This window comes from Larsenimonas rhizosphaerae, assembly GCF_026240105.1.
GTDB classification, from domain to species: domain Bacteria; phylum Pseudomonadota; class Gammaproteobacteria; order Pseudomonadales; family Halomonadaceae; genus Larsenimonas; species Larsenimonas rhizosphaerae.
On the sequence record NZ_JAPIVE010000001.1, the window covers coordinates 85,161 to 111,569 of the forward strand.

25 protein-coding genes are annotated in these 26,409 nt (G+C 60.9%); 19 read left to right on the plus strand and 6 right to left on the minus strand.

The annotated features are described in order from the left end of the window. The first annotated feature begins 31 nt into the window (after nucleotides 1-31). A complete protein-coding gene (locus OQ287_RS00385; RefSeq protein WP_265895884.1) occupies nucleotides 32-673 on the plus strand; it encodes a GntR family transcriptional regulator in 642 nt (213 codons plus the stop codon). On the opposite strand, the gene OQ287_RS00390 is transcribed toward OQ287_RS00385, so the two are convergent. Next, complete coding sequence (locus OQ287_RS00390) at nucleotides 661-1,290, minus strand: IMPACT family protein (RefSeq protein WP_265895198.1); 630 nt, start codon at nucleotides 1,288-1,290, stop codon at nucleotides 661-663. The two genes, OQ287_RS00385 and OQ287_RS00390, sit on opposite strands and share 13 nt — an antisense overlap. Continuing rightward, nucleotides 1,290-1,766, minus strand: a complete 477-nt coding sequence (locus OQ287_RS00395) for a LexA family protein (protein WP_250935846.1) — start codon at nucleotides 1,764-1,766, stop codon at nucleotides 1,290-1,292. Before OQ287_RS00395 ends, OQ287_RS00390 begins: the two co-directional genes overlap by 1 nt. Before the next feature lie 188 nt (nucleotides 1,767-1,954). Between OQ287_RS00395 and ccmA the strand changes: the two genes are divergently transcribed. The 13 genes from ccmA (at nucleotide 1,955) to OQ287_RS00460 (ending at nucleotide 16,058) form a co-directional block, all read left to right on the plus strand. After that, a complete protein-coding gene (gene ccmA, locus OQ287_RS00400) occupies nucleotides 1,955-2,605 on the plus strand; it encodes a cytochrome c biogenesis heme-transporting ATPase CcmA (protein WP_250935847.1) in 651 nt (216 codons plus the stop codon). Beyond that, nucleotides 2,595-3,290, plus strand: a complete 696-nt coding sequence (gene ccmB / locus OQ287_RS00405; protein ID WP_250935848.1) for a heme exporter protein CcmB — start codon at nucleotides 2,595-2,597, stop codon at nucleotides 3,288-3,290. Before ccmA ends, ccmB begins: the two co-directional genes overlap by 11 nt. Nucleotides 3,291-3,321: 31 nt before the next feature. Further along, nucleotides 3,322-4,083 (plus strand): heme ABC transporter permease, encoded by a 762-nt coding sequence (locus OQ287_RS00410; protein ID WP_265895199.1) that lies wholly within the window; start codon nucleotides 3,322-3,324, stop codon nucleotides 4,081-4,083. A gap of 2 nt (nucleotides 4,084-4,085) precedes the next feature. After that, nucleotides 4,086-4,262, plus strand: coding sequence for a heme exporter protein CcmD (gene ccmD, locus OQ287_RS00415; RefSeq protein WP_250935850.1), 177 nt, complete (start codon nucleotides 4,086-4,088; stop codon nucleotides 4,260-4,262). Next, nucleotides 4,259-4,768, plus strand: a complete 510-nt coding sequence (ccmE, locus tag OQ287_RS00420) for a cytochrome c maturation protein CcmE (protein ID WP_250935851.1) — start codon at nucleotides 4,259-4,261, stop codon at nucleotides 4,766-4,768. Before ccmD ends, ccmE begins: the two co-directional genes overlap by 4 nt. Nucleotides 4,769-4,793: 25 nt before the next feature. Then, the gene (locus tag OQ287_RS00425; protein ID WP_265895200.1) at nucleotides 4,794-6,749 is read left to right on the plus strand and encodes a heme lyase CcmF/NrfE family subunit; all 1,956 of its coding nucleotides are present in this window, start codon (nucleotides 4,794-4,796) and stop codon (nucleotides 6,747-6,749) included. Continuing rightward, a complete protein-coding gene (locus OQ287_RS00430; RefSeq protein WP_250935854.1) occupies nucleotides 6,750-7,283 on the plus strand; it encodes a DsbE family thiol:disulfide interchange protein in 534 nt (177 codons plus the stop codon). After that, entirely contained in the window at nucleotides 7,268-7,774 is a 507-nt protein-coding gene (locus OQ287_RS00435; protein ID WP_265895201.1) for a cytochrome c-type biogenesis protein, read from the plus strand. Before OQ287_RS00430 ends, OQ287_RS00435 begins: the two co-directional genes overlap by 16 nt. Next, entirely contained in the window at nucleotides 7,771-9,033 is a 1,263-nt protein-coding gene (gene ccmI, locus OQ287_RS00440) for a c-type cytochrome biogenesis protein CcmI (protein ID WP_265895202.1), read from the plus strand. Before OQ287_RS00435 ends, ccmI begins: the two co-directional genes overlap by 4 nt. 70 nt (nucleotides 9,034-9,103) lie before the next feature. Further along, entirely contained in the window at nucleotides 9,104-12,598 is a 3,495-nt protein-coding gene (gene smc, locus OQ287_RS00445; RefSeq protein ID WP_265895203.1) for a chromosome segregation protein SMC, read from the plus strand. Between the two features lie 188 nt (nucleotides 12,599-12,786). Then, entirely contained in the window at nucleotides 12,787-13,647 is an 861-nt protein-coding gene (zipA, locus tag OQ287_RS00450) for a cell division protein ZipA (protein WP_250935862.1), read from the plus strand. A 90-nt stretch (nucleotides 13,648-13,737) separates the two neighbouring features. After that, on the plus strand, nucleotides 13,738-15,774 hold the full coding sequence (gene ligA / locus OQ287_RS00455; protein WP_265895204.1) for an NAD-dependent DNA ligase LigA: 2,037 nt from the start codon (nucleotides 13,738-13,740) through the stop codon (nucleotides 15,772-15,774). Then, nucleotides 15,771-16,058: a YheU family protein gene (locus OQ287_RS00460; RefSeq protein WP_265895205.1), complete on the plus strand. Its 288-nt coding sequence runs from the start codon at nucleotides 15,771-15,773 to the stop codon at nucleotides 16,056-16,058. The genes ligA and OQ287_RS00460 overlap by 4 nt, the downstream gene beginning before the upstream one ends. 70 nt (nucleotides 16,059-16,128) lie before the next feature. Here the strand turns inward: OQ287_RS00460 and OQ287_RS00465 are convergent, their stop codons facing one another. Next, nucleotides 16,129-17,433 carry a 2-hydroxycarboxylate transporter family protein gene (locus tag OQ287_RS00465; protein WP_265895206.1) on the minus strand — a complete coding sequence of 435 codons (1,305 nt, stop codon included), beginning with the start codon at nucleotides 17,431-17,433 and terminating at the stop codon, nucleotides 16,129-16,131. A 234-nt stretch (nucleotides 17,434-17,667) separates the two neighbouring features. Between OQ287_RS00465 and OQ287_RS00470 the strand changes: the two genes are divergently transcribed. The 5 genes from OQ287_RS00470 to OQ287_RS00490 all read left to right on the plus strand — a co-directional run bounded on the left by OQ287_RS00470 (nucleotide 17,668) and on the right by OQ287_RS00490 (nucleotide 23,258). Then, nucleotides 17,668-19,335, plus strand: a complete 1,668-nt coding sequence (locus OQ287_RS00470) for an ATP-binding protein (protein ID WP_265895207.1) — start codon at nucleotides 17,668-17,670, stop codon at nucleotides 19,333-19,335. Next, complete coding sequence (locus OQ287_RS00475) at nucleotides 19,319-20,050, plus strand: response regulator (protein WP_265895208.1); 732 nt, start codon at nucleotides 19,319-19,321, stop codon at nucleotides 20,048-20,050. The genes OQ287_RS00470 and OQ287_RS00475 overlap by 17 nt, the downstream gene beginning before the upstream one ends. A 348-nt stretch (nucleotides 20,051-20,398) precedes the next feature. Next, a complete protein-coding gene (locus OQ287_RS00480) occupies nucleotides 20,399-21,574 on the plus strand; it encodes an NAD(P) transhydrogenase subunit alpha (protein ID WP_250935875.1) in 1,176 nt (391 codons plus the stop codon). Continuing rightward, nucleotides 21,571-21,873, plus strand: a complete 303-nt coding sequence (locus OQ287_RS00485) for an NAD(P) transhydrogenase subunit alpha (protein ID WP_250935877.1) — start codon at nucleotides 21,571-21,573, stop codon at nucleotides 21,871-21,873. The genes OQ287_RS00480 and OQ287_RS00485 overlap by 4 nt, the downstream gene beginning before the upstream one ends. After that, the gene (locus tag OQ287_RS00490) at nucleotides 21,870-23,258 is read left to right on the plus strand and encodes an NAD(P)(+) transhydrogenase (Re/Si-specific) subunit beta (RefSeq protein WP_265895209.1); all 1,389 of its coding nucleotides are present in this window, start codon (nucleotides 21,870-21,872) and stop codon (nucleotides 23,256-23,258) included. The genes OQ287_RS00485 and OQ287_RS00490 overlap by 4 nt, the downstream gene beginning before the upstream one ends. A gap of 85 nt (nucleotides 23,259-23,343) precedes the next feature. On the opposite strand, the gene mnmC is transcribed toward OQ287_RS00490, so the two are convergent. The 3 genes from mnmC to OQ287_RS00505 form a co-directional block, all read right to left on the minus strand. Beyond that, nucleotides 23,344-25,317, minus strand: coding sequence for a bifunctional tRNA (5-methylaminomethyl-2-thiouridine)(34)-methyltransferase MnmD/FAD-dependent 5-carboxymethylaminomethyl-2-thiouridine(34) oxidoreductase MnmC (gene mnmC / locus OQ287_RS00495; protein ID WP_265895210.1), 1,974 nt, complete (start codon nucleotides 25,315-25,317; stop codon nucleotides 23,344-23,346). Nucleotides 25,318-25,445: 128 nt separating this feature from the next. Further along, nucleotides 25,446-25,745 carry a YciI family protein gene (locus OQ287_RS00500; protein ID WP_265895211.1) on the minus strand — a complete coding sequence of 100 codons (300 nt, stop codon included), beginning with the start codon at nucleotides 25,743-25,745 and terminating at the stop codon, nucleotides 25,446-25,448. 6 nt (nucleotides 25,746-25,751) lie between these two features. Continuing rightward, nucleotides 25,752-26,312 (minus strand): septation protein A, encoded by a 561-nt coding sequence (locus OQ287_RS00505; protein ID WP_265895885.1) that lies wholly within the window; start codon nucleotides 26,310-26,312, stop codon nucleotides 25,752-25,754. Nucleotides 26,313-26,409: the final 97 nt, after the last annotated feature.

The window sequence follows — 26,409 nt, forward strand, 5'->3', positions numbered from 1 at the left end:
GGATATACTGAAAAGGAGGCGCTCGGTGGGCATGTCATCGGAGCAGTTGCTGGAGCAGTTACGGCGCGATGTCGTGACCGGTATCTTTGTTGCCGGAGAAAAACTGCCTATAGATGTCCTTCGTCAGCGCTATGGTGCAGGGCTGAGTCCGCTGCGCGAAGTGCTGAATCGACTGGCTGCGACGGGGTTGATAGAGCAGCTGCCACAGCGCGGTTTTCGGGTGCCCGCGCTGACTCGGGCAGATCTTGAGGACGTGGCATCTCTGCGTATCGAGCTTGAAACACGAGCACTGCGCGACGCGTTGATACATGGCGATGATCACTGGCTGGACGAGGTGATGGCATGCCTGTATCGACTGAAGCGTACTCCGCTGCGGCCTGATGCTGACGTCGAGCAGTGGGAAATGTGCCATCGAGCCTTTCATCTGGCACTGATCGGGGCCTGTCCGTCGCCCTGGCGGCGCCGCTTTGTCGGTGTCCTGTACGATCAGTTTGATCGTTATCGTCGTGCAGCGCCCGAGCGCCCGGATCTGCGTGATACCCTGGATGCCCACCATGAGCAGCTGGCCACGCTGGCGGAGCGCCGCCAGGTCGAGGAAGCCGTGGCCCTGTTGGAGCGCCACATTCAATTATCCTTCGAGGTGGCTCTGGACTGTCTGCCTCACTCGGCGTGAGTGGAAGTGATCAGTGTGGCTTCGCCTGCCAGGCGCGCCTTGAGGGGGGCAATATCACACGGTGTATCGTTCGGCCACTGCAGGGCAAGGCGGACGCCCTGAGCAGTATATTCGGCATCGGTGATCTTACCGGCCTGCTGTTCTATCCAGAAGCGGGCTTCCTGTTCGCCCGCAAAGCTGACATCCAGCCACAGGGCATGGCGTGGCACATGCGTAATCGTTGGCAGCTGTTCAAGGGCCAGCGTCACTGATTTGGTGTAGGCCCGGGCCAGCCCGCCGGTGCCCAGCTTGATTCCCCCGAAATAGCGAATGGCAACACAGCCGATGTGGCCCAGCCCGCTGCCTTCCAGCGCCTGATACATGGGCCGACCCGCCGTGCCGCCGGGCTCGCCATCATCGGAAAAGCCGATATCACGCTGCTCACCGGGTGGCCCGGCAATGAAGGCCAGACAGTGGTGACGAGCATCCGGAAAGTGCGCGCGCGCACGCTGGAGAAGGGCCTGCGCATCCGCGGGTGCTGGCGTGTGAGCCGCCCAGGTAATGAAGCGGCTTTTCTGTACTTCGAACTCGACGACCCAGGGCGCATCAGGCTCATTGGCGGGAATTTCGTAGGCCATCAGGCAACCTGATCGTTTTGCGGGCGAGCCACGCCCATGACCAGCCCGAGTACCTGAATGTCATCGTTTTTAAGGTAGATCGGTGCCATGGCATCATTGGCAGGCTGCAAGCGCACGCCACTCCTGTCGATGTAGAGTTTTTTAAGGGTCACTTCCTGATTATTGATCAGCACCACGGCTGTCTCGCCGTTTTCGGCCGACTCGTGCCGTTCGATAATGATGATGTCGCCATCAAAGATATTGCAGTCGATCATCGAGTTGCCACGCACCTTGAGCGCATAGGTGTTGCGGCGAACCATTCGGGACGGAATGCGCACGGTATCATCCGTGCCGCAGGCTTCGATGGGCAGGCCGGCCGATACCAGCCCGAGCAGTGGAACATCAACCAGTTCATCCGGGTCGATTTCCTCCCAGGCCAGGGCATCCAGCGGCAGATTGGGCAGGCGGTGCAGAAAACGCGGTTCAGCAGTCGACATGACGGGGAAACTCCAGCAGGCGATCCGTTGAGGTTCGAGCATCATAGCAGGGCGTCCGCCGATTAATCACCCTTCCATGATGGAGCGCCGGTGGCTCGTCTGCGCCTTTCGTAGTAAAGTTGCACCCCCTGATAATTGATGATCGTCGGCGTTTCATGGCGCCGGCTCCCCAACGTAAAGGACGTCGTGTGAGTGCCCAGCTTCAGGCATGCCGGCTCGGGTGTGAACGCGATGACCGGTGGCTTTTCAGAGATCTATCCCTGACGCTTGCCCCCGGCGACCTGTGTCGGATCGAAGGCCCCAATGGCAGTGGCAAGACCAGCCTGATAAAGCTCCTGACCGGTCAGCTTCCGCCCGATGAGGGCGAGGTGCGCTGGCTGGGCCAGCCCTTGCCGGCAGCGCGGCCGGTGCTGGAGCGTTCGCTTCTGTATGTCGGCCATCTGGCTGGTGTGAAGGGGGCCCTGACGCCGCTTGAAAATCTTGCCTGGTATCAGGCACTTCATACCACGCCGGATGCCGGTGCAGAGGCGGCGCGCTGGCATGCTCTGGCCGAGGTTGGTCTTGCCGGATTCGAGGATGTGCCGGTGCAGCAGCTCTCCGCCGGGCAGCAGCGGCGGGCCGGGCTGGCGCGTCTTCATGTCGTGGATCGGCCGCTCTGGATACTGGATGAACCGTTTACCGCGATCGACCGTGCCGGAGTGGATGTGCTGGAACAATTGGTTCACTTGCGTTGTCAGAACGGCGGCACCGTTATCGTGATTACGCATCATGCATTCAGTGCCATTCCCCTGACGCATCATGTTCGGCTGGATGGCCGAGGAGGCCATGATGTCCTCTGATTCCGGCCCGCAGTGGCGTCGCGCCTTCTGCGCCGTGCTGGTGCGTGATATGCGCCTGCGCCTGCGTCATGGGAGTGACTGGGGCAGTCCGCTGGTGTTTTTTGCCCTGATTACCACGTTGTTCCCGTTGGCGACCACGCCTGACCCGGTGACTCTGGCGCGGGTAGCGCCGGGGGTGGTGTGGGTGGCGGCACTGCTGGCCGTGCTGCTCTCGCTGGAGGCCCTGTTTAGGGAAGACCGGGATGACGGCACGCTGGAGCAGATGATGTTTTCACCGGTGCCGACCTGGTGGCTGGTCCTGGCCAAGCTCTGCGCGCACTGGTTGATGACCGGGCTACCGCTGGCTCTGGTGGCCCCGGTGCCGGGGATCATGCTGGCCCTGCCGGCCCAGGGGTTCTGGGCCCTGTCCCTGAGTCTGGCCCTCGGGAGTGCCACACTGATTCTGATCGGTGCCATCGGGGCGGCTCTGACAGTCAGCGTGCGACGCGGTGGCCTGCTGTTGTCCCTGATGGTCCTGCCGCTTTATATACCGGTACTGATTTTCGGTGCCGGCGTGGTGCGTCTGGCCGGCGAAGGGGCGGCCGTTGCGCCGTATCTTGCGATCCTTGGTGCCCTGCTGGCCGGTGCACTGGCGCTGGCGCCCTGGGCCTGTGCAGCCGCGCTGCGCCTGGGTCAGGACAGCTGATTTTTTCAATTTCCCTGTGAGCAATGACGTCATGTGGCAATGGATACATAAATGGGGCTCACCCAGGGTCTTCTACCGATTCAGCCTGCGGGTAACGCCCTGGCTCTGGTGCGCGGCAGCGCTGCTGCTGGGCATCGGGGCTGTCTGGGGGCTTGCCTTTGCTCCCCCTGATTACCAGCAGCACGACAGCTTCCGGATCATTTACGTGCATGTGCCGAGCGCCATGCTGGCAGAATCCTGCTTTGCCCTGCTGGCTATGTGTGGCGCGATCTTTCTGGTCTGGAAAATCAAGCTGGCCGATATGGTGGCCCGGGTGGCTGCCCCCTTCGGTGCCAGCATGACCTTCGGGGCGCTGGTATCCGGTGCCGTGTGGGGCATTCCAACCTGGGGAACCTGGTGGGTATGGGACGCACGTCTGACGTCGATGCTGATTCTGCTGTTTCTCTACATGGGCGTAATGGCCCTGCGTTACGCCTTTGATCGTCCGGACAGTGGCGGGCGCGCAGCAGCGGTGCTGGCGCTGGTCGGGGTGGTCAATCTGCCGATCATCAAGTATTCGGTCGACTGGTGGAACACGTTGCATCAGAAATCGTCCTTCAGCCTGACTCAGGCGCCGTCCATGCCGGCCAGCATGTGGGTACCGCTGTTATTGATGATGCTGGGCAGCTATCTGCTGTTTGCCGCGCTGGTACTGACCCGAACGCGGCATGAAATCCTGCGGCGCGAGTCGCGCTCACGCTGGGTTCGGGCGCTGATTGCGCCGGATGCCGGCTCCTCCGACACGGGAGTGTAATGGTGGCCTTTGATTCCCTGAACGCGTTCATGTCAATGAACGGCTATGGCCTGTACGTCTGGACGGCCTGGGGCGTGATTACCGGCCTGTGTGTGGCACAGGTAATCATGGCCCGACTGGAACACCGTCGTATCGTGCAACGGATCCGGCGGCAGATCCGGCGGGAGCAACAGCTGTGAATGCGGTCAGAAAGCGTCGCTTGTTCATTGTGCTGTCGCTGGTGGCACTGGCAGGTCTGGCGATCGGCTTGATGTTGTATGCCCTGGGGCAAAACATCAATTTGTTTTACAGCCCGGCCGACATTGCTGCCGGCAAGGCGCCGGTCGAGCGTCAGATTCGCGCGGGCGGCATTGTTCGTAAAGGCAGTCTCGCCCGTGATCAGCACAGCCTCAAGGTCCGCTTCACGGTGACCGACTTCAAGGCCGATGTGCCGGTACAGTATGACGGTATCCTGCCCGATCTGTTCAGGGAGGGGCAGGGCATCGTGGTGGTCGGTCGCCTGAATGGACAGGGAGTGATCGAGGCCGGTCAGGTGCTGGCCAAGCACGATGAAAACTATATGCCGAAAGAGGTGGCAGACGTTCTGAAGAAGGAGGGAATGTCACCGGCAGATTACCGACAGGCCGAAGCCTCGGGAGAGTTGTCCTACGAGGGCGCCTCCGATCCTTCGGCACCTTCGCGCTGATCATCTGGATGTTGCAGGAATACTCATGGTGACGGATGTACTGCCCGAACTCGGGTTTTATGCGCTGATTCTGGCGCTGGGCATGGCGGTGCTTCAAACCGTGGTGCCGTTATGGGGTGCCTGGCAGCGCCGTCCACTCTGGATGGCCTTTGCCCAGCCAATGGCCTGGGGGCAGTGTACCTTCCTGGTGCTGTCGCTGGCCTGTCTGGCGACCGGGTTTTACGTCAATGATTTCAGTGTCGATTACATCGCCGCCAACTCGAACTCGGCCCTGCCCTGGTATTATCGGCTGAGCGCGGTATGGGGCAGTCATGAGGGATCGATGCTGCTGTGGTCATTGCTGCTGTCGTTCTGGGGGCTGGCGGTCAGCCTGTTTTCAAGGCGACTGCCCAGGGATCTTCTGGCCCGGGTGCTGGGCATCATGGGCGCCATCGGCAGCGGGTTTCTGCTGTTTATCCTGGTGACTTCCAACCCCTTCACCCGCACGCTGCCGGTCGTGCCTGCCGAAGGTGCTGATCTGAATCCGTTGCTGCAGGACCCGGGGCTGATCGTTCATCCGCCCATGCTCTATATGGGCTATGTCGGGTTTTCAGTGGCCTTTGCCTTTGCCATGGCTGCCCTGCTGGGCGGGCGACTGGACGCGGCCTGGACGCGTTGGGCGCGCCCATGGACGACGGTGGCCTGGTCGTTCCTGACGCTGGGAATTGCGCTGGGCAGCTGGTGGGCCTATTACGAGCTGGGCTGGGGCGGCTGGTGGTTCTGGGACCCGGTTGAGAATGCCTCACTGATGCCCTGGCTTGTGGGGACGGCGCTGATGCATTCGCTGGCAGCCACCGAAAAGCGGGGCACGTTTAAAAGCTGGACAGTGCTGCTGGCCATTTTCAGCTTCTCCCTGTCACTGCTGGGGACATTTCTGGTCCGCTCCGGGGTGCTGACCTCGGTGCATTCCTTTGCCAATGATCCTGACCGGGGCGTTTTCATCCTGGTGCTGCTTGGACTGACGGTGGGTCTTGCGCTGCTTGTCTTTGCGCTGCGTGCTCCGCAGGTCAAAAGCCGTATTACCTTCGGCTGGCTGTCACGGGATACCTTCCTGTTGATCAACAATATCGTGCTGCTGGTCATGGCCGTGACAGTGCTGCTGGGCACGCTGTACCCCCTGCTGTTGTCCTCACTGGGTCTGGGCAAGATTTCGGTCGGCCCGCCGTACTTCAATGCCCTGTTCGTACCGCTGGCTACGCTGCTGTGTATCGCCATGGGGCTGGGGCCGCTGTCGCGCTGGAAGCAGATGTCACGCCGCACGCTGGTAAAGCGAAGTGCTTTCAGTGCGCTGGCCGCGCTGGTGCTGTCGGTGGCGTTGCCCCTGTGGCTTGATCGCCACTGGACGCCGCTGGTGTCGCTTGGGTTGCTGCTGGCGCTGTGGGTGGCCCTTGCCTCACTGCGGGAGGTGGCAGGCAGCCTGTTGCGTTTTGGACTGCGCGGACCGCGCAAGCTCTCTCGCAGCCACTACGGCATGGTACTGGGGCACCTGGGGCTGGCCGTCACGATTACCGGGATCACGCTGGTATCAAGTTACCATGTGTCCGATAACGTTCGGCTCAATGTCGGCCAGCAGGTCATGGTCGGAGGCTATCGTTTTACCATGACCAGTCTGGGCGATCGTGAAGGGCCAAACTATACCGCTACCCGGGCAACCCTTCAGGTCACGCGGGATAACCGCCTGATCAACATCATGCATCCCGAGAAACGCTTTTATCATGCCCGCCGTCAGGCGCTGACCGAAACGGCGCTGGACGCGGGGCTGTTTCGTGACGTGTATGTTGCCATGGGTGAGCAACTGGATAACGGGGACTGGGCGCTTCGGATTCAGATCAAACCCTTCGTACGCTGGATCTGGCTTGGCGGCGTGATCATGGCGCTGGGGGGAGGGCTGGCCGTGTGGGACCGTCGCTATCGCCGTCAACTTCGCAAGGAGCAACTGTAAATGCAACGCCGATGGCTTTTATTCATTCCGCTGGTGCTGTTCATCGCGCTGGGCGTGTTTCTGTGGAAGGGACTGGATCTGAATCCCTTTGCCCGCGACTCGGCACTGATCGACCAGGGCATGCCCGAGTTTTCCCTGACGGCGCTCGATGATCCGACCGTGAACGTGGATCGCAGTGCCCTGCTGGGCCACGTGACGCTGGTAAATGTCTGGGGCTCATGGTGCCCGACCTGCAAGGATGAAATGCCGCAACTGCTGGCGCTGCACCACAAGGGTGTTCGTATCATGGGGGTTGATTACAAGGACACACGAGTCAAGGCACGGGACTTTCTCAATCAGTTCGGTAACCCGTTTGATGTCAGCGTGTTTGATCCGGATGGCACCCTGGGCTTTGACCTGGGCGTCTATGGAGCCCCGGAATCCTTCATCGTGGATGCCCGCGGGGTTATTCGCTACCACCATACGGGCTATATCAGGCCCGAGGATATTCAGGACACCATTTTGCCGGAGATCAAAAAGTGGTCATCTTCCTGAGGCTTGCCGCAGTATGGCTGGCACTGGTGGCCGGTCAGGCAATGGCCGCCGATGCCCCTGAACAGTTTGATACACCGGCCCTGGCGGCGCGTTATGACGCGCTCAACGATGTACTGCGTTGTCCGAAGTGTGAGAATCAGGCCATCGGTGATTCCCACTCCATGATTGCTGCCGACATGCGCGCAAGCGTGGCGCGCCTGTTGCGTGAGGGGCGATCCGATGAAGCCATTCGTCATTATATGGTCGAGCGCTTCGGCGACTACGTTCTTTATGATCCCCGGCTGACCCTGCGCACCTGGCTGTTGTGGGGCGGGCCGCTGCTGGTGCTGGCCATCGGGCTGGCCATCATGGTTGGCGTGGTGCGCGCCAGAACACGGTCACGGGACACTGTCTCGGCGCTGGCTCCGGAAGAACAGGCCAGACTGGATGATCTGCTGGGCGATCCCCCGCGTACTACCAACCATTCGACAGACCGCAGGGACCCATCATGATGGATTTATGGATAGGCCTGGTCGCGTTGAGTGTGCTGGCTTCCCTGTTCATGCTGTTGCCGCTGTGGCGATCCCGGCAGACAGCCGATGCCCTGGCACAGGCTGACAGGGATGATGATTACGTACGTGAAAACACACGCATCTACCGGCAGCGACTGGCGGCGCTGACAGGCGAGTATGCCGATGGCATGCTGGACCAGCCCACTTTCGAGGCGGAACGGGCCGAGCTGTCACGCCAGTTGCTGGGCGATGTCGAGGGGCATCGTCGCGCGCCGCTCGGGAGCGCCCGGCAGGGTCTGTGGGCAATACCGGTCGTGGCCGTTCTGGTGATCGGCGGCGGGCTGTGGAGCTATCAGCGCTATGGCAACAGTGATGACCTTGCCCTGTATGAAACGGCGCAGCACCTCAAGGCCGATCCTGCTGCCGATGCAGCCGACTACATAGCCGCCTTTGAAGCTCATGCGCGTCAGCAGCCGGATAACCCTGATGTCTGGCAAACCCTTTTTCCCCTGTACCGGGATCAGGGCCGGTTTCTGCAGGCGGCCCACAGCCTTGACGAGCTGATGCGATTGAAGGGGCGTCAGCCGGAGCTGCTGGCGCTGGCAGCCCAGATGCAGTACTTCGCTGATGACCAGACCCTGACCGATCACAGCAGGGCACTACTGGATGATGCGCTGGCGGCCGATGCCGGCAATGCGACTGCCCACAGCCTGCTGGGGCTGGCGGCCTTTCGTCAGGGCCAGTATGCCGACGCCGTGGAGCACTGGCAGATTGCTGCTGCCGGATTCCGGAACGAAAGCAGCGTTCGCGCCATGCAGGAAGGAATTCGCATTGCACGTCAGAAGGGCGGATTGAGTGCGGCGCCGAAGGCTGATGCGTCGGACAGCGTCTCGCCAGACGATGCGGTGGCCGCGCAGGTGCAGGTCAGTGCATCGCTGGGGGCTCGTGTGCCGAAGGATCTGGGCCGCAAGGCCATGGTCTTTATCGTGGCGCGGGACACCGCTCGTCCGGATGCTCCTCCCCTGGCGGTGGTGCGTCGGCCGGTCTCGGCGCTGCCGGTTACACTGACGCTGGATGACAGCAAGGCCATGGCGCCCTCGTTTACGCTATCGAGTGCAGACCGGGTCAGTATCAGTGCGCGTATTTCACGGACAGGCACGGCGCGCCCGGCTCCGGGTGACTGGGTCAGTCACGCGCAGACGGTGGCGGTGCGGGGCAGTGGCCCCGTGACACTCGTGATTGATCATGCCAGACCCTGATGTTCAGGGCCTGGCTCACTGGCAGTAATGCAGGCCAACCACCTTTTACCCACGACCAACGGCGGGATGAATGCGGCTCAAGTCGATCAAGCTGGCAGGGTTCAAATCCTTTGTAGACCCGGTCACAGTGCCTTTTGAAAGCAATATGACGTCGATTGTCGGGCCCAACGGCTGCGGCAAGTCCAACGTGATAGATGCCGTGCGCTGGGTCATGGGCGAGTCTTCGGCCAAGATGCTGCGCGGCGAATCAATGGCCGACGTGATCTTCAATGGCTCGACCGGTCGCAAGCCGGTCGGGCAGGCCACGATCGAACTGCTGTTTGATAACCAGGATGGCAGCCTGGGGGGGCAGTATGCCGAATACCGGGAAATAGCCGTCAAGCGGTTGGTCACTCGGGACGGGCAGTCGCTTTATTACTTCAATGGCCAGAAGTGTCGTCGTCGTGACATTGCCGATCTGTTCATGGGAACGGGGCTGGGGCCGCGCTCCTACGCCATTATCGGGCAGGGGATGATCTCGCGGCTGATTGAAGCACGGCCGGATGAGTTGCGTGCCACCATCGAGGAGGCTGCCGGCATTTCACGCTACAAGGAGCGCCGGCGCGAGACTGAAAACCGCATGCGCCGTACCCAGGAAAACCTGGAGCGCCTGGATGACCTGCGTGAAGAACTCGACAAGCAGCTTGAACGGCTCAAGCGGCAGGCCGACGCTGCCCGTCGCTATCAGGAGCTCAAGGGGAGGGAGCATCGTCTCAGGGGCGAGCTGGCGCTGATGCGTGGGCGAGCGCTGCGCGACCAGCAGCAGCAGCAGGCCCACCGGGTGCGTGAGCTCGAAATCGAGGTTGAAAAAAATGTCTTCGGTGTTCGGGAAAGCGAAAGCGGCCTTGAGCAGGCGCGCAGTGCCCACGATGACATGGCCGACACGCTGGAGCAGCATCAGGCGGCCTTTTATGAAACCGGAGCCGCCATCGCCCGCATCGAGCAATCCATCGAACATGCCAGAAGCCGTGAGCAGCAGCTTGCCGCTGACCTTGACAATGCGCGCCGCGAGCTTGGTGAGCTGGAGCAGCTCGGCAGTGATGATGTTCGACGGCTGGAGGATATCGATACCCGGCTGGAGGCGCTGGCCCCCGAGCAGGAGACCGCCCAGGAGCAGCTTGAGCTGCTGACCGACCAGCTCGAACAGGCCCGCATGATGCAGGAGCAGGCGCAGGAAGACTGGGATCATTTCAGTGAAGAGGATCAGGCCGCGTCACGTCAGGCTGAGCGCCTGCAGCAGGAGATTCGTCAGCATGAAAGTCGGTTGCGCGAACTGGAGCAGCAGCGACATCGTCGTCAGGCCCAGTGGCAGGAATTACCGGAAGACGCCGCCCTGCGCGAAGAGTACCACCTCAGCCAGACGGATCGGGAAGGGCTGGATGAGCAGCTCGCCGATGCGGACATGCAGCGGGAGACGCTTCAGGCCCGGCGCAGCGATGCGGCGCAGACCCTGACCGATGCCGGGACACGCCGGGATGCACTGGTACGGGAACAGACTACCCTGCAGGGCGAGCTGGCTTCTCTTGAGGCTCTGATTGAGGCGGCCCTGGGGCAGGATGATGATAGCCTGGACGAGTACCTGACACGGCTGGACTGGCGCAGCACGCCCCGACTGGGCGAGCAGCTGGAGGTGGATGGCGACTGGGCGACTGCCGCGGAATGGGTCCTGTCTCCCTGGTTGACGGCACGCGTGGGCACTGCGCTGCCGCCGGAGGTGTCACAGCATCAGCTGCCTCAGGGCGAGCTGGCGTTGCTGGAACAGGCCCGGATCGCTCCGGAACCCGGCACACTTGGGGCTCATGTCGGGCAGGCCGGTGCACTGGGAGCCTGGCTCAATACCATTGTATGTGCTGACACCGATGAGCAGGCCTGGGCACAGCGGGCGCAGCTTGAACCGCATCAAAGCGTGATTTCCCCTGAAGGATTATGGCTCGGGCCCCACTGGGTACGCCGACGTGGCGAGCGCGAGGGCGTGGATAACCTGCTGGCACGCCGCCAGCGTCGGGACAGCATTACCGCTACCCTTGGCGAGCTGGACATGCAGATCGAGGCGCTCGACGAGGCGCTGGTCGTGGCGCGTCAGGCTCGTGACAGCAGTGATGAAGCCATCGAGCAGCTGCGACTTGATGAGCGCCGCCTGAATGAGGCTCGCCAGCAGGCCGCACTGAAGGAAAGCAACCTGTCGACCCGGCTGGAGCATGCACAGGGTCGGCGCAACGAGCTTTCCGAGGAGCTGTCATCTCTGGCCGAACAGGATGAGGATATCCGTCTGACACTTGAGGCTGCCCGGGAGCAGTGGCAGGTCGCCATGGAAACGGTAGAGGCCAACAGCGCTCGCCGCGAGCAGCTCGCGCAACGCCGCAATGATGCCCGTATGACGCTGGGGCAGTACCAGGCCCGGGAGGCGCCGCTTCGAGAGCAGTACAGTGCGCTGGAGCTGGAGCGTCAGCGACTGGTTACCGAGCGGCAGGGGCTGAACAATCAGCGTGAGCGCAGCGATGAGCAGCGCGAGAGACTGCAGGAAAAATGTGAGCTGCTGGCCGAACAACTCGAGGAACTCCGGGCACCGGGAGAGGAAACGCGCGAGACACTGGAAATGCTGCTGGACCAGCGGGGGCGCCAGGAGCAGACGCTGAATGAGCATCGCGACCGGTCCCAGCACCTGGCTGAACGCATGCGTACCCTCGAACAGCAGCGTCAGGCCCATGAACATCGGCTGAGTGAACTGCGCGAGGCGCTTGAAAAGGGACGCATGGACGTCCAGGCGCTGTCGATGAAGGCCGATACGCAGGACGAGTTGCTGCGCGACATGGAGCATGATGCCGCGCTGCTGGCCGAGCAATTGCCGGACAGCGCCAGCATCGATGACTGGCACAGTGAGCTTGAGCGCACCGGTGAGCGTATCAAGCGGCTGGGTGCCATCAATCTCGCGGCCATCGAGGAGTATGACCAGCAGGCCGAGCGGCGGGATTATCTGGAAGCCCAGCATGGTGAGCTGACGGAAGCCCTTGAAACGCTCGAGAAGGCAATCCGCAAGATCGACCAGGAAACCCGTGTGCGGTTCCGACAGACCTTTGATGACATCAATGCCGGATTCGAGGCGCTGTTTCCGCGGGTATTCGGTGGCGGCGCGGCCTGGCTTACCCTGACCGGCGATGACCTGCTGGAGACTGGTGTCGCCATCATGGCACGCCCGCCGGGCAAGAAGAACAGCACCATTCACCTGCTGTCCGGCGGAGAAAAGGCGCTGACGGCCCTGTCGCTGGTCTTTGCGATCTTCAAGCTCAATCCTGCACCCTTCTGCATGCTGGATGAGGTCGATGCTCCGCTGGATGATGCCAATGTGGGCCGCTACGCGCGGCTGGTAAAGGAAATGTCGGACACCGTTCAGTTCATCTACATTACCCATAACAAGATTGCGATGGAGGCGGCCGATCAGCTGATGGGCGTTACCATGCAGGAACCTGGCGTCTCCCGACTGGTCGCAGTAGGGGTGGAACAGGCTGCCGAGCTGGCCCAAGCCTGATAACATGCACGCAGTGACCGTTTTGTGGTATTAAAGTGACGATAAATGACGTTCAGGCGTCAACAGCATAATAACAGGGCGCAGACCCGGCTGAAGGCATACGGGACAGGCCATACGAGAGCCTTTCGATACTGGTGACTGTTGCGTACAAGGGTATGTGCGCGGCTACAACTACAGGCAAGATACCCATGGAATTAAGAGAGTGGTTGATAATTCTCGGTCTGGTGCTGGTCGCCATCATCATCATTGATGGCGTAAGGCGGCTAAAGCATCAACGAGGTATCCCACGGCTTGATCTGTCCAGGGATCTGGACGTCAACGACGAGCGTGAAGAAGACCTCCGTGAAGCGCAGACCAACTGGGAACTGCCAAACGGTGGCGCCCGGTATGCCTCCGACGGCGGCCCGGTGGCTGCGCGTCGTCATGATGCGCAGGACGAGGAAGTGCCGGTTGCCGAGGAGGCCGGAGTAGATGAGGCTTCGATGCATGCCGACGCATTTGACGAAGATCCACTCGGTGATAACGTGACGCGCCATCCGATGGTCGAGCGGGCAATGCGCCATGCGATCCCCGCGGATGCACTGGCCCGCGACGCGCTTGCCAATGCCGATGAGCTGATCGTGATCAGCGTGTTTTCCCGGGATGACGCCGGTTTTGAAGGCACGACACTACTGCAGTTGCTGCTGGCCTGTGGTCTGCGTTATAGCCCCGACATGCATGTCTTCCACCGTTTTGAAACCGAAAGCGATGACAGTGCCCTGCAGTTCTCGATGGTCAACTCGGTCAAGCCGGGTATATTCGACCTTGAGGCCATGGATGACTTTGCCACGCCTGGCGTGACCTTCTTGATGCCGCTTCCCGGCGCGGACGATACGGCCGCCGCCTTTGAAGCCATGCTTGAAACGGCGATGGTGATCGTTCGCAACCTGGGCGGCGAGCTCAAGGACGAGAACCAGAGCGTAATGACGGCCCAGACCATCGAATTTGCACGTCAGCGCGTGCATGAATTCGAGCGCCGCTGGCGTCTGCATCGGCAGCAGGCCACCTGAACTGCATACGCGGTTGGTATCAAAGGAGGAGCCTGGTGCTCCTCCTTTTATTTCGTGTCCCTTTTGACCCCTGAGTAAGAGTGCCCTGCCATGAGTGCCCGTTCATGCACCCCCGCGCAACGTGTCGACACCCTTCGTCGTGAGCTTGAAAACGCCAGTTATCAGTATTACGTCGAGGACGCTCCGAGCCTGCCTGATGTGGAATACGACCGCCTGATGCGTGAGCTTCAGGCACTGGAGGCGGACCATCCCGAACTTGTGACCAGTGATTCTCCGACCCAGCGTGTAGGGGCCAGGCCTGATGCGGGGTTTCCCGAGGTCGAGCATGCGGTGCCGATGCTTTCGCTGGGTAATGCCTTTGATGATGCCGAACTGCATGCCTTTGGCTCGCGTGTCGGCAAGGCGCTTTCCGAACCGGCCTCGACCCTTGAATTCTGCTGTGAGCCCAAACTCGACGGTCTGGCGGTGTCGCTGGTGTATGAGCAGGGCAAGCTGGTCAGCGGAGCCACGCGGGGAGACGGCCGGGTAGGCGAAGGCATTATCAGTAACCTGCGCACCCTGCGTTCGATTCCGTTGCGTCTGCGGGGTGACGACTGGCCGGCATTGCTGGAGGTGCGCGGTGAAGTGTATATGCGCCACTCGGGATTCGAGGAGCTGAACGAACAGGCACGGGCACAGGGCGACAAGGTATTTGCCAACCCGCGCAACGCCGCTGCCGGAAGCCTGCGTCAGCTGGACCCGGCCATTACCTCTCAGCGTCCGCTGGAGTTTTGTGCCTACCAGGTAGCCCGTATTGACGAGTCGCGTGAACAGCCTGCTCATTCAGTCAATATGGCGCTCTTGCGTGACTGGGGATTCATGACCAGCCCGGAGCTTCAGGTCGTGACCGGTATCGAGGACGTCATCGCCTTTTGTCGCCAGCTGGGCGAGAAGCGTGATGATCTGGATTACGACATTGACGGTGCCGTCATCAAGTTGAACAGCCTGGCCGCGCAGCGGGCATTGGGCTTTCGTTCCCGTGAGCCACGCTGGGCGATTGCGTTCAAGTACCCCGCGCAGGAGCAGCTTACGCGGGTCCGTGATGTGGAGTTTCAGGTCGGGCGAACCGGCAAACTGACGCCGGTGGCCAAGCTTGAACCGGTGCAGGTGGCGGGCGTTACGGTTTCGAATGCAACGCTTCATAACATGGATGAAGTTACCCGGCTGGGGCTTCATATCGGGGATACGGTGACGGTCTACCGGGCAGGGGATGTGATTCCCAAGGTTGTGGACGTTCTCGTGGAACGTCGCCCCGATGATGCCCGCCCGGTTACGTTGCCGACGCACTGCCCGGTATGTGGCTCGGCCGTCGAGCGGCTGGACGGCGAGGTGGACGCGCGCTGTTCCGGCGGGTTGTACTGTGGTGCCCAGCGCCGTGAAGCCCTCAAGCACTTTGTCAGTCGCCGGGCCATGGATATTGACGGGCTGGGCATCAAGCTGATTGATCAGCTGCTGGCGCGCGAGCTGGTCAAGACGCCGGCGGACCTGTTCCGTCTGACAGCAGAGACCCTGGAAGGCCTTGATCGAATGGGCGCCAAATCCGCGCAGAATCTGATCACGTCACTGGCGCATGCCCGGGAGACGACACTGGCCCGCTTCATCTTCGCGCTAGGTATCCGCGAGGTTGGCGAAACCACCGCCACGGTACTGGCGACACACTTTGGTCGGCTGGAACCGATCATGGCCGCCACCGAGCAGGAGCTGATGGCGATCAACGATATCGGTCCGATCGTGGCGGCGCATATCCAGATCTTCTTTCAGCAACCGCACAATGTCGCCATTGTTGAGGATCTGATCGCTCAGGGCGTGCAGTGGCCGGTGGTCGATGTGACGCATGCCGCTCAGCCGCTGGCCGGGCAGACCTGGGTGCTGACCGGCACACTGGACACGCTGACCCGGGACGGCGCGAAGGAAGCGCTGCAGGCGCTGGGGGCGAAGGTCAGCGGCAGTGTTTCCGGCAAGACCCATACGGTAGTTGCCGGCCCCGGCGCGGGGAGCAAGCTCGACAAGGCAACCGCACTGGGCGTTACTGTCTGGAGCGAACAGCAGTTGCTGGATCTATTTGACCATCACGGAGTACGCCCATGAGTACCACAACGCTTGATGGAGGCCGGTTCATTCAGGTCCCTGCTTCCATGCTGCCGGTTGATACCCTTAATGCCCTGCTGGATGTGTTTGTCACTCGTGAGGGCTACGACACCAGTGATACCAGCGATGCCGGCACCCGCGGCTGGACCGCTCAATTGCAGGCTCGTCTTGAGCGTGGCGAGTTGATGATAGTGCATGACCTTGAGACCGAATCCACCGAGGTCATGACGCGGGAGCAGTGGGAAGCCTTTGGTCGTCAGGCCTTTGATGACGAGGAGGACTGACTGACCCGAGCAGGGCCTGTTCATGAAAAAAGCGCCCCGTGGGGCGCTTTTTCGTGCGTGCTCAGGTCGTTCAGGTAAAGAACATCGGCACGACCAGGCTCGAGATCAGCAGGATCAGCGCACCACCCAGACGAGACGAGATCTGGGCAAACGGCATCAGCTGCATGCGCTTGGCGGCAGAAAGTACGGCAACATCCCCGGTACCGCCCATGTTGGCCATGCACAGACCGGCCGTGATGGCTGCTTCGATCGGATAAAAGCCGACCAGTTTGCCCAGCAGGCCTGCTCCGAAGGCGGCGCCGGCCACGACGGCAAATACGATCATGACATAGGTGATCGAGATGGCGTCAATTACCTGGCCCAGATCGGTGTAGGCAATGCCGATGCCGAACAGCAGGGCAAAGGTCCAGTTTTTGGCGACAAAGCGAAACCAGTGTGCCGCTGCATCGTTGATGAACTCCGGTACCAGGTTCGTGATTTTCATGGCGGCTACCAGCACAATCATCAGCGCGTAGGGGTGGAGCGGAATGAACTCGCCCAGAATCTGACCGGCAGTAAAGAAGCTCAGGGCGATGACCAGGCCAATGCCGAGTTTGGAAATGTCCACGGGTGTGGTCTTTTCCTCGATTTCAACGCCCGGCATCATCTGGCCATTGCCTGACAGGCTTGGCATGCGGTTTGCCAGCCCGTTGAGCAGTCCGGCAATGATGATGGCAAAGACGTTACCCAGCGCCAGCGCCGGCACCAGAATAGAGATGTAATAGCTGGCCGGCTGACCCAGCAGCTGCTCGTAGATCTGGCTCATCGGCACGGCACCGGCACCCATGCCGCCGCCCATGATCGGCAGGGTAATGACGACAACGGCGTCCTGCGGCGAAAAGCCCATGACCATGCCGACTGCGATGGCAAACAGGCAGGCAAACAGCACTGCCGCCAGCAAGGGCAGGGCAAAGCGCGTACCGACCTTGACCAGGATCTTGGAATCCATGCCGAGGATACTGCCGGTAATCAGTGCGGCGATATAGAAGTTCAGGAAACCGCCGCCCTTCATGAAGGACGTCACGCCGGTGGTTACCGTTTCCGGCAGCACGTTGAAGTACACCATGGTTGCGGCACCGAAAATGGCCAGAATGGCCCCGCCGCCCAGGTAGGTTTTGACAATCGGCATGTGATCGCCGATGAAGCCCAGCAGCTCGCCGATCACCATCATCACAAGCAGGGCACCGATCATGCCCGTTGGTAATACGCCCATGTACATGGCGATGGCCATGACCACGGCCACTACGGCAAAGACCGGCAGGGGAATATTGAAAATACGCAGACTCGAGGCAGGGACAGTCGCTGAGGCTGTCGCGCTGCTGGTAGAATCACTCATGATGTGGCTCCACGGGTTGGCCCGTAAACGTGCGGAAGAAATATCCGGCAACGTATGTGGTTATCGAATGGCCGCCGGGCGGCAGCTGGTTCAGGGGCACGAGGATACGGGTTTGCACCGTGTCGCCAATCTTTGCGTAGTTTAAAAATCGTTTCGTAACTTAAAAAAGCATACCCGCTGCGCGCTGCACATTTGCCGGTTTCAAAACATGCCACCAAGGTCGATCAGCCCGTCATGATGTTAATCCATTGGTTGAATACCCTGCGCCGGCGCCGCTGGCGCCTGAGCGGACTGATTGCACTGGTCTCCATCGTGCTGATCGGCGTGACCCTGGCCGGGGCCTTCTGGTTGTTCAATGGACAGCTTGTCGAGAGCCTGGAACAGGCGCAGGGAGATCGCGTCGGTAATCTGGCGCTGACCATTGCCGAGCGCCCCGATGTCATCAGTGCCCTGTCCGACGGGGAGCCTCAGCCACTGGCCCGCGACACACCGCTGTCTCCCTTTCAGCAACGGATTACCACACTGCGCCAGGCGCTGGGCGTGGACTTCATTGTGGTAATGAGCCAGCAGGCCATGCGCCTGACGCACCCGCGACGCGAGCGGATCGGTCATCACTTCATTGGCGGTGATGAAGTGCGCGCGCTGAGTCTGGGGGAGCACTATGTTTCCCGGGCAGAGGGAAGTCTGGGCATCAGCCTGCGGGGCTTTGCACCGGTCATCGGCCCCGACGGCCGACAGCTCGGAGCCGTCTCGGTGGGGGTTACCATGAGTCGGCTGACGCCGCTTCTGGATCGTAATCGCTGGCGGCTGGGGTTTACCCTCGCGCTGATCGGGGCGGTGGGTGCCTATGGTGCCCTGTGGCTGGCCCGTACGGTCAAGCGGCGCCTGCTCGACATGGAGCCCGATGATATCGCCCATGTGGTTCAGCAGCGTCAGGCCATGCTGGATGCCATGCAGGATGGTGTGCTGGCTGTTGATGCCGAAGGGCGAGTGACCCTGCTGAACCCGGCCGGCCGGCGCTTGCTGTCGCGGCTGTCCCGACCGTTGCCGAGTGAAGGCGTGCTACTGGATACCCACTGGCCTGAACTGGCCTGTTCGGGGGGCATGACCACCGATCAGGGCCGGGAGCACCAGACCCTGCAGCTTGATGCCATGACGCTGCTGATCAGTTACCGGCCCATATTGTGGCGAGGGCATCAGGAAGGGGCGCTGATGACCTTCCGGGACAAGAACGATGTGCATGTGCTGGCCGAGGAGCTGACCGGCGTGCGTCGTTATGCCGAAGCGCTGCGCGCGTCCACGCATGAGTTCAAGAACAAGATCCACGTGATTCATGGTCTGGCTCATCTGGGGGATCTTCCGGCACTGCGTGAGTACCTGAAGGCGCTGGCGGATCATCGGATATCGCAGTCATCGCAGCTGACCGGGGACGTGCAGGAGCCGGCACTGGCCGGCTTTTTACTTGGCAAGCAGAGCGAGGCGCGTGAACGGGGCGTGCAGTTTGATATTCGCATCGAGCAGCCGATTGATATACAGCGAAGTCCCCGGGTCATACACGATCTGGTCACGATTCTGGGCAATATCATTGATAACGCCTTTGAAGCGCTTGATACCGTCACCGATCGTTCGCCCATGATGGTATTGACCATGGACCGCGAGGGGGACAGCCTGTCGGCGCATTTGCAGGACAATGGCCCAGGCATTGCGCCATCGATGCAGTCGAATATTTTCGCCCGCGGCGTGTCCACACGGGGCGCGAATCGTGGGCTGGGGCTGTCGCTGGTGCAGGAGCGTCTGGAGACCGCCGGAGGGGATCTGGCGCTGTACTCCACGCCCGGCGAAGGCACCCTGATAGAAATCACCTACCCCTACTGGAGTGATGATGATGCCGAAAAGCACTGATACCCGGGTGCTGGTGGTAGAAGACGACCCCATGGTCATGAAGCTGAACGTGGAGTACCTGGCCAGGATCGAACACATGCAGCTGGTGGCCCGGTGCAGTGACCTCACCACGGCACGAGTGGTGCTGGACCGTGAGCCGGTGGATCTGGTTCTGCTGGATGTGTATCTCGGTGCTCGCAACGGGCTGGAGCTGGTGCGTGAACTGCAGGGACAGGCCGTGGTGCCTGAAATCATACTGATTACGGCGGCGTCCGAGCGCGACACCATCCGTGAGGCCCGCAGGCTCGGGGTGACGGATTATCTGATCAAGCCCTTCGAGTTCCTGCGCTTTCGCGACGCGGTGCTTTCAGCACGGCGCCAGCGTGATGTGCTTGATCAGCCGGGCAACGATATTAACCAGCAGCTTCTGGATACCCTGTTTCGGGCGCCACGCTCGGATATGCGCCGTCCTTCCGGGTTGCCCAAGGGGTTGACCCTGCCGAGTCTGGTTCAGGTGATCGACGCGATTTTATCCGTGTCGGAAGAGCACTTTTCCACCGAGGATATTGCCGGGTTAACCGGAATGTCACGTGTCTCGGTACGCAAGTACCTCAAGTACCTTGCCACTCGGGAAGTGCTTGAAGAGACCTTCGCCTACGGTCAGATCGGCCGACCTTCCTTTACTTACATGTGCCTCGACAATGAGCGGTTGGAACAGCTTCGACGCTCGGAATGAGACGGTTGTCAGCAGTGCGCCACTTGCAGGCCGCTACCTGAAAAAACAGCCATAACGTTTTTATTATGGTGTTCATAACATGAATGGCGGTTTGATAAATACCTACTTATTTCATTTAAAACAGGCAGTTGATACTTTTCAACATGCATAGATAAAGCGTTATAAAATATATAGGGTAAGCATTATAGTTGTTGTTTTTAAAGAATTTTTTCGCTTTTTCTTGACCTGGTTTCCACTTTTTTAAACACTCTTGTTCCCGATTGAATTAAACCGGTCGGCATGTATCGCCCGGTCATCCTGTTAATCATTGTGCAAGTATTATTCTCGTGGAACGAGGGAGATTGTTGAATGCTGACTATTCGAGTTGTGCGTGAGTCTCGTGCGCCCTCGGCAGGGCCCGGTGCGCCGGGTGAACGCCGTGTCGCACTGGACCCGACCACAGCAGGCAAGCTTGCCCGGGCCGTGTCGGCCGATGCTGATCAAAGCATTGTCATGGTGGATGCCGGTGCCGGCAGGTTTTCTCACTTTGCTGATGCTGCCTATGACGATGTCTCCGGTGTGCAGGTGCTCGAGGCGGGCCAGCATGCGGAAGATGCCGGTCTGGTGCTGTGCGTACGCCCCCCGGAGCCTGAATTGATCGACAGTCTGGCCGAAGGCACGGTGCTGGTCGGGCTGCTGTCTCCGTTCCAGAGTCGCGAGTTGCTGGAGCGCTGCAAGGCGCGACGCATCACGGCGTTGGCGATGGAGCTGGTGCCGCGTATCTCCCGGGCCCAGAGCATGGATGCGCTGTCCTCCCAGGCTGCGGCTGCCGGCTACCACGCGGCGCTGACCGCTGCTCACGAGGCCAGTGTGTTCTTCCCCATGCTGACTACCGCTGCCGGTACCATTCGCCCGGCGCGAGTGATTGTAGTCGGGGCGGGTGTCGCTGGCCTTCAGGCCATTGCCACCGCACGGCGGCTTGGTGCGCAGGTCTGGGCCTATGATATCCGCGCTGCCGCGCGTGAGCAGGTCGAGTCGCTGGGCGCGCGCATGATCGACACCGGCGTCGACGCTTCCGGTGAAGGCGGCTATGCCCGTGAACTGACCGACGACGAGCGTGCCGCTCAGGCCGAAGCGCTGGCCAAGCATCTCTCCACGGCCCATGCCGTCATTACCACGGCAGCCATTCCTGGCCGTCCTTCACCGAAGATCATTACCGAGGACATGGTCGAGCGCATGCAGCCTGGCAGTGTGATCGTTGATCTGGCTGCCGAAGGCGGTGGTAACTGTGAGCTGACTCGCCCCGGCGAGACGGTAGAGCACAACGACGTCAAGATTGTCGGCCTGCTCGATATACCGTCACAGCTGCCGGTCAATACCAGCGAGATGTACGGCAAGAACCTGTTCAATCTGCTGACACCGTTTATCAGGGACGGTGAGCTGGTACTTGATTTTGACGATGCTGTCATCGGGCCGATGTGCGTGACCCGTGACGGCGACATCGTGCACGAGGGTGTGCGCAAGGCTCTGGAGGACAAGGCATGATTGAAGGTGTAGCGGCACTTTATATTCTGATGCTGGCAGCATTTGTCGGTTTCGAGGTGATTTCCCGGGTTCCGGTCATCCTGCATACCCCGCTGATGTCGGGCTCCAACTTCATTCACGGCATCGTGCTGGTCGGCGCGATGATCGCTCTCGGTCAGGCTGAAACCGGCCTTGAGATGACAATCGGCTTCATTGCCGTGCTGCTGGCGGCCGGTAATGCCGTCGGGGGCTACGTAGTGACCGAGCGAATGCTCGAGATGTTCAAGTCAAGCGGCAAAGGCAAGGAGCAGGGCAAATGAGCGGTATTGTTGAGCTGGTTTATTTTGCAACCGCTGTCACGTTCATCCTCGGACTCAAGCGGATGTCGCATCCGACCACGGCGCGCAGTGGCATTCACTGGGCTGGCGTGGCCATGGTGGTGGCTACGGTCGCGACCTTCTTTCACCCGGAAATCGACGGTCGATATATCCTGATGCTGCTGGCCATTGCCATCGGTGGTGGCGTGGCATGGATGGGTGGGCGCAAGGTCGAAATGACCGACATGCCGCAGATGATTGCCATCTACAACGGCATGGGAGGCGGCGCGGCAGCAGCCATCGCCGCCGTGGAGCTGATTCGTGTTGCCAATGACCCGGCCCTGGCACAGGGTCACGGCCCGATGGCTCTGTGGCTGGGTGTCCTGGGGGCTCTGATCGGGAGTGTGGCCTTCAGTGGTTCGGTAGTGGCGTGGGCCAAGCTTGATGGTCGCATGAAAAAGGCCATGTACTTCCCCAATCAGCAGTGGATCAACCTGGCGGTTATCGTGCTGGCCGTCATTCTGGGGGTCGTGATCGCCACCACCACGCCTTCCGGCGTCACACTGCTGCTGTTCTTCGTTCTGGCCCTGGCCTTTGGTGCGATGATGGCACTGCCGATCGGTGGTGCAGACATGCCGGTCATCATCTCCCTGTTCAACGCCTTCACGGGCCTTGCCGTGGCGATGGAAGGGTTCGTGCTGGATAACGCGGCAATGATCATCGCCGGCACCGTGGTTGGCGCCGCTGGTACGCTGCTGACTCAGCTGATGGCCAAGGCCATGAACCGCAAGATCTCCAACGTTCTGTTCAAGCAGTTTGGTGGCAGCCAAGGCAAGGAACAGACCGAGATCGAAGGCAGCATGAAGGGCGTTGACCCTTCTGACGCCGGTATCCAGATGGCTTATGCCGATCGGGTCATCATTGTGCCGGGTTACGGCATGGCCGTGGCGCAGGCGCAGCACAAGATCTGGGAAATGGTTGAGCTGTTGACCGAGCGTGGCACGGACGTGAAGTTTGCCATCCACCCGGTTGCCGGTCGTATGCCGGGTCACATGAACGTGTTGCTGGCGGAAGCAGGCGTTCCCTACGACATGATTCTGGATCTGGAAGAAATCAACAACGATTTCGATACGACAGACGTCACGCTGGTGATTGGTGCCAATGACGTCGTGAACCCGGTGGCCAAAAGCGATCCGGACAGCCCGTTGTACGGCATGCCGGTTCTGAACGCCGACCAGTCGAAGAATGTTCTGGTGATCAAACGCGGGCAGGGTGCCGGGTTCTCCGGGGTGGAAAACCATCTGTTCTATCTCGACCATACTCGTATGGTGTACGGCGATGGCCAGAAGGTCGTGGGCGAGATGATTGCTTCAATCAAAACGCTGTAAGTTCAAGAGGATGCTTGAACCGGTTCATCCGGATACAGAAAGGGCGCGCCGAGAGGCGCGCCCTTTCTGCAAGTGAACGATTGCCTCAGTGGCCGCGAATCAGATCCCGGATGATGCGTCGACCCGGATGCAGGTGATCCATCAGATGGCGTGGCAGGGGCGCGGGTTCATCGCAGATTCGTGAAGCCAGTATCTCTGCTGCCAGAGGCGCACTGCACAGCCCGCGCGAACCGTGGCCGGTCGAGATCCAGAGCCCTGGCCAGCACGCTCCGGGCACATCACTGTGGAAGCGACGTGCATCCTTGCCAAGGCCCTGGTAATCGGTCCGCCAGCGTTCAGCGCGGGGCGCCGGCCCGATAAACGGGCTCTTGTCCGGCGTGGCGCAGCGCAGGGCAGAGCGGCCCTTGAGGTTCGGAGCATCGGCCAGCAGGTGCGGGGTGTAGTCCGGCAGGGCCTCGGCCAGTACGGTCAGGTTGTACTCGTGATCCTCCCGGCTTACCTCCGTATCGGTGTGGCCGGGGTGGAAGCTGGCCCCGAAGCTCTGTAGGCCCAGGTGTGGAGGTGGTGCATAGCCGCGCCCGCATACCACGCACTCCGGTCCCGGCGTGGCCTCCAGGGCGGGTGCCTGACTGACCTGTCCCTTGATGGGTTGCAGTGGCAGGTGGGCGGCCTCGGGCCAGTGACGAGTGGCTTCGGCGCAGGCCAGAATGACCTGATCGGCGCGTAGGGTAGCCCCGGTATCGAGCATCAGATGCCAATTGTCATCCTGGTAATCAAGTGAGGACAGGGCTGCTGTTGTCAGTGTTATCCCCGGCCACTGACGGGCCAGATGACACAGGCCCCTGGGGGATGCCCAGCCCGCCGTCGGGAAGTAGATGCCACCGCTGGCCACGGGGGTACCGGCAAGTCTGCCTGCTTCTTCGCAGGATACTTCCCTCAGTAAAGTGTCGGGCAGGCCGAAGCGTGCCAGCATGGTGCGCTGACGGGTCAGCCCCTTTTCATCGAGCGCCAGGCTGAGTACGCCACAGGGCGCCCAGTGAGCCATTGACGGGTCGAGCCGGGCCAGCCAGCGCAGGCTGTACTGCAGGCCGGCCAGATAGAAGTGGCTTTGGTCGTTGGGAGAGGCCGCGGGTTTGATATAGAGCGCGCCCTGATCATTACCGGACCCGCCCTGGCCGGGGGCTGGGTCAATCAGCAGCACGCGTCGACCTCGCCTGGCGAGCGCTTCTGCGCAACTGATCCCGGCAAGTCCTGCGCCGATCACGGCGATGGTATCGCCTTGTGGCGGTGTCGGGGGGATGAACCAGGGCGTGGCTGCTCGTGGCGCAGTGGGTGTCGATTCGACCAGTTCGCCGACCAGCATTTCCCGCTTGCGACCGTAACCAGCCACCTTTTTAATCGCAAAACCGGCAGCCTTCAGGCCACGCTTGACGAAACCGGCGCAGGTAAAGGTGGCAAAGGTAGCCCGGGGGCGACTGACGCGAGCCATGGCCTCGAACAGGGCCGGCTGCCACATGTCAGGGTTTCTGGAGGGTGCAAACCCGTCCAGAAACCAGGCGTCCACCGCGCCGTCAAGTGCAGTGATCATCTCTACCGCTTCACCAAGATGCAGGTCCAGCGTAATGCGCTCGCTCAACACCAGCCGATGAATGCCTGCCACCGGTGTCGGCCATTGGCGCTGAATGGCCTCGGCCCAGGGGGCCAGCATGGGCCAGGCGCTCTGGGCACGTTTGAGATCGTCTGGTGTAAAGGGGTGCTTTTCCACCGACACCAGATGCAGGCGCGCCGTCGGCTGTGCGTACTGCTCAAAACAGGCACAGGCGCACAGCATGTTCAGCCCGCTGCCGAAGCCGGTTTCACCGATCACGAATGGACGGGATTCATCCCAGTCGGCCAGACGTTCAGGCAGGTGATTGTGGTGTATGAAGACATGGCGGGTTTCTTCCAGGCCATCTTCGCGTGAAAAATAGACATCGCCGTAATCGTCGGCTTCCGGCGCGTCATCACGCCAGCTCAGTCGGGCCGGCGTCAGGCCGGCCGTAGGCAGGGTATCGGTCACGGGCGTGTTCCGCACTGGTTAAAAAATGAACAACATGCCACAGGGACCGCAGATGACGGGGATGTGAATGTCATCCGCGGACTCTTCACATGGTTATCCACAGAAGCCGTGGATAACCCGAGGGCGGGTCAGGGCAGGGTCTGGCGGAAGGGTTTGACGCTGACCGACGCGTAGACACCGGCTGCAACATAGGGGTCTTCATTGGCCCATTGCGTCGCGGCATCAAGGGAGGCAAATTCGGCCACGATGACACTGCCGGTAAAGCCGGCCTCGCCCGGGTCGCTCGCATCAATGGCCGGGCAGGGCCCTGCCAGTACCAGCCGACCTGCTGCCTTCAGGGTCTCAAGGCGTTCGAGGTGTTCCGGGCGGGCCTCCCTGCGCAGGGGCAGGCTGCCTTCATTGTCCTGGCTGATGATGACGTACAACATGGCTGGTTACTCTCCTGAATCCGTAGTGTTGTGTTGCGGGTCTTTCATGTGGCGGGCGAGGTACACGCCCTGAATCAGAATAAACAGGATGGTCAGTCCCATCATGCCGAACAGCTTGAAATCAACCCAGGTTTCTTCGCTGTAGGTCTTGAAAACAAAGATATTCACGGCGCCCAGTACCATGAAAAAGGCCACCCAGGCCAGATTGAGGCGCATCCAGACCGGCGCCGGCAGGGACAGGTTCTTTTCCATCATTCGCTGAATCAGCGGTTTGCCACCAATCAGCGGTGACAGCAAAAAGGCGACACCGAACAGCCAGTTGACGATGGTCGGCTTCCATTTGATGAAGTCACCATTTTGAAAGATCACGGTCGCGCCGCCCAGCACTACCACCAGTGCCAGTGTTACCAGGTGCACCTTTTCAATCTTGCGAAAGCGCCACCAGGTAAACAGTACCTGCGCAATCGTGGCCGGAATCAGTACGGCCGTGGCCAGCACGATGTCCTTGGTGAGCTGGTAAACCAGAAAGAAAATCGCAATGGGGAAAAAATCAATCAGCATCTTCATGAGCGTGTGCGATCTCCTGTCGGCGAGGGCACGGGGATGGGTCGGCGCGAGCACGCGCCCTGCATGAACGGCAAAGCTTAACACGGGGCGAACCCGG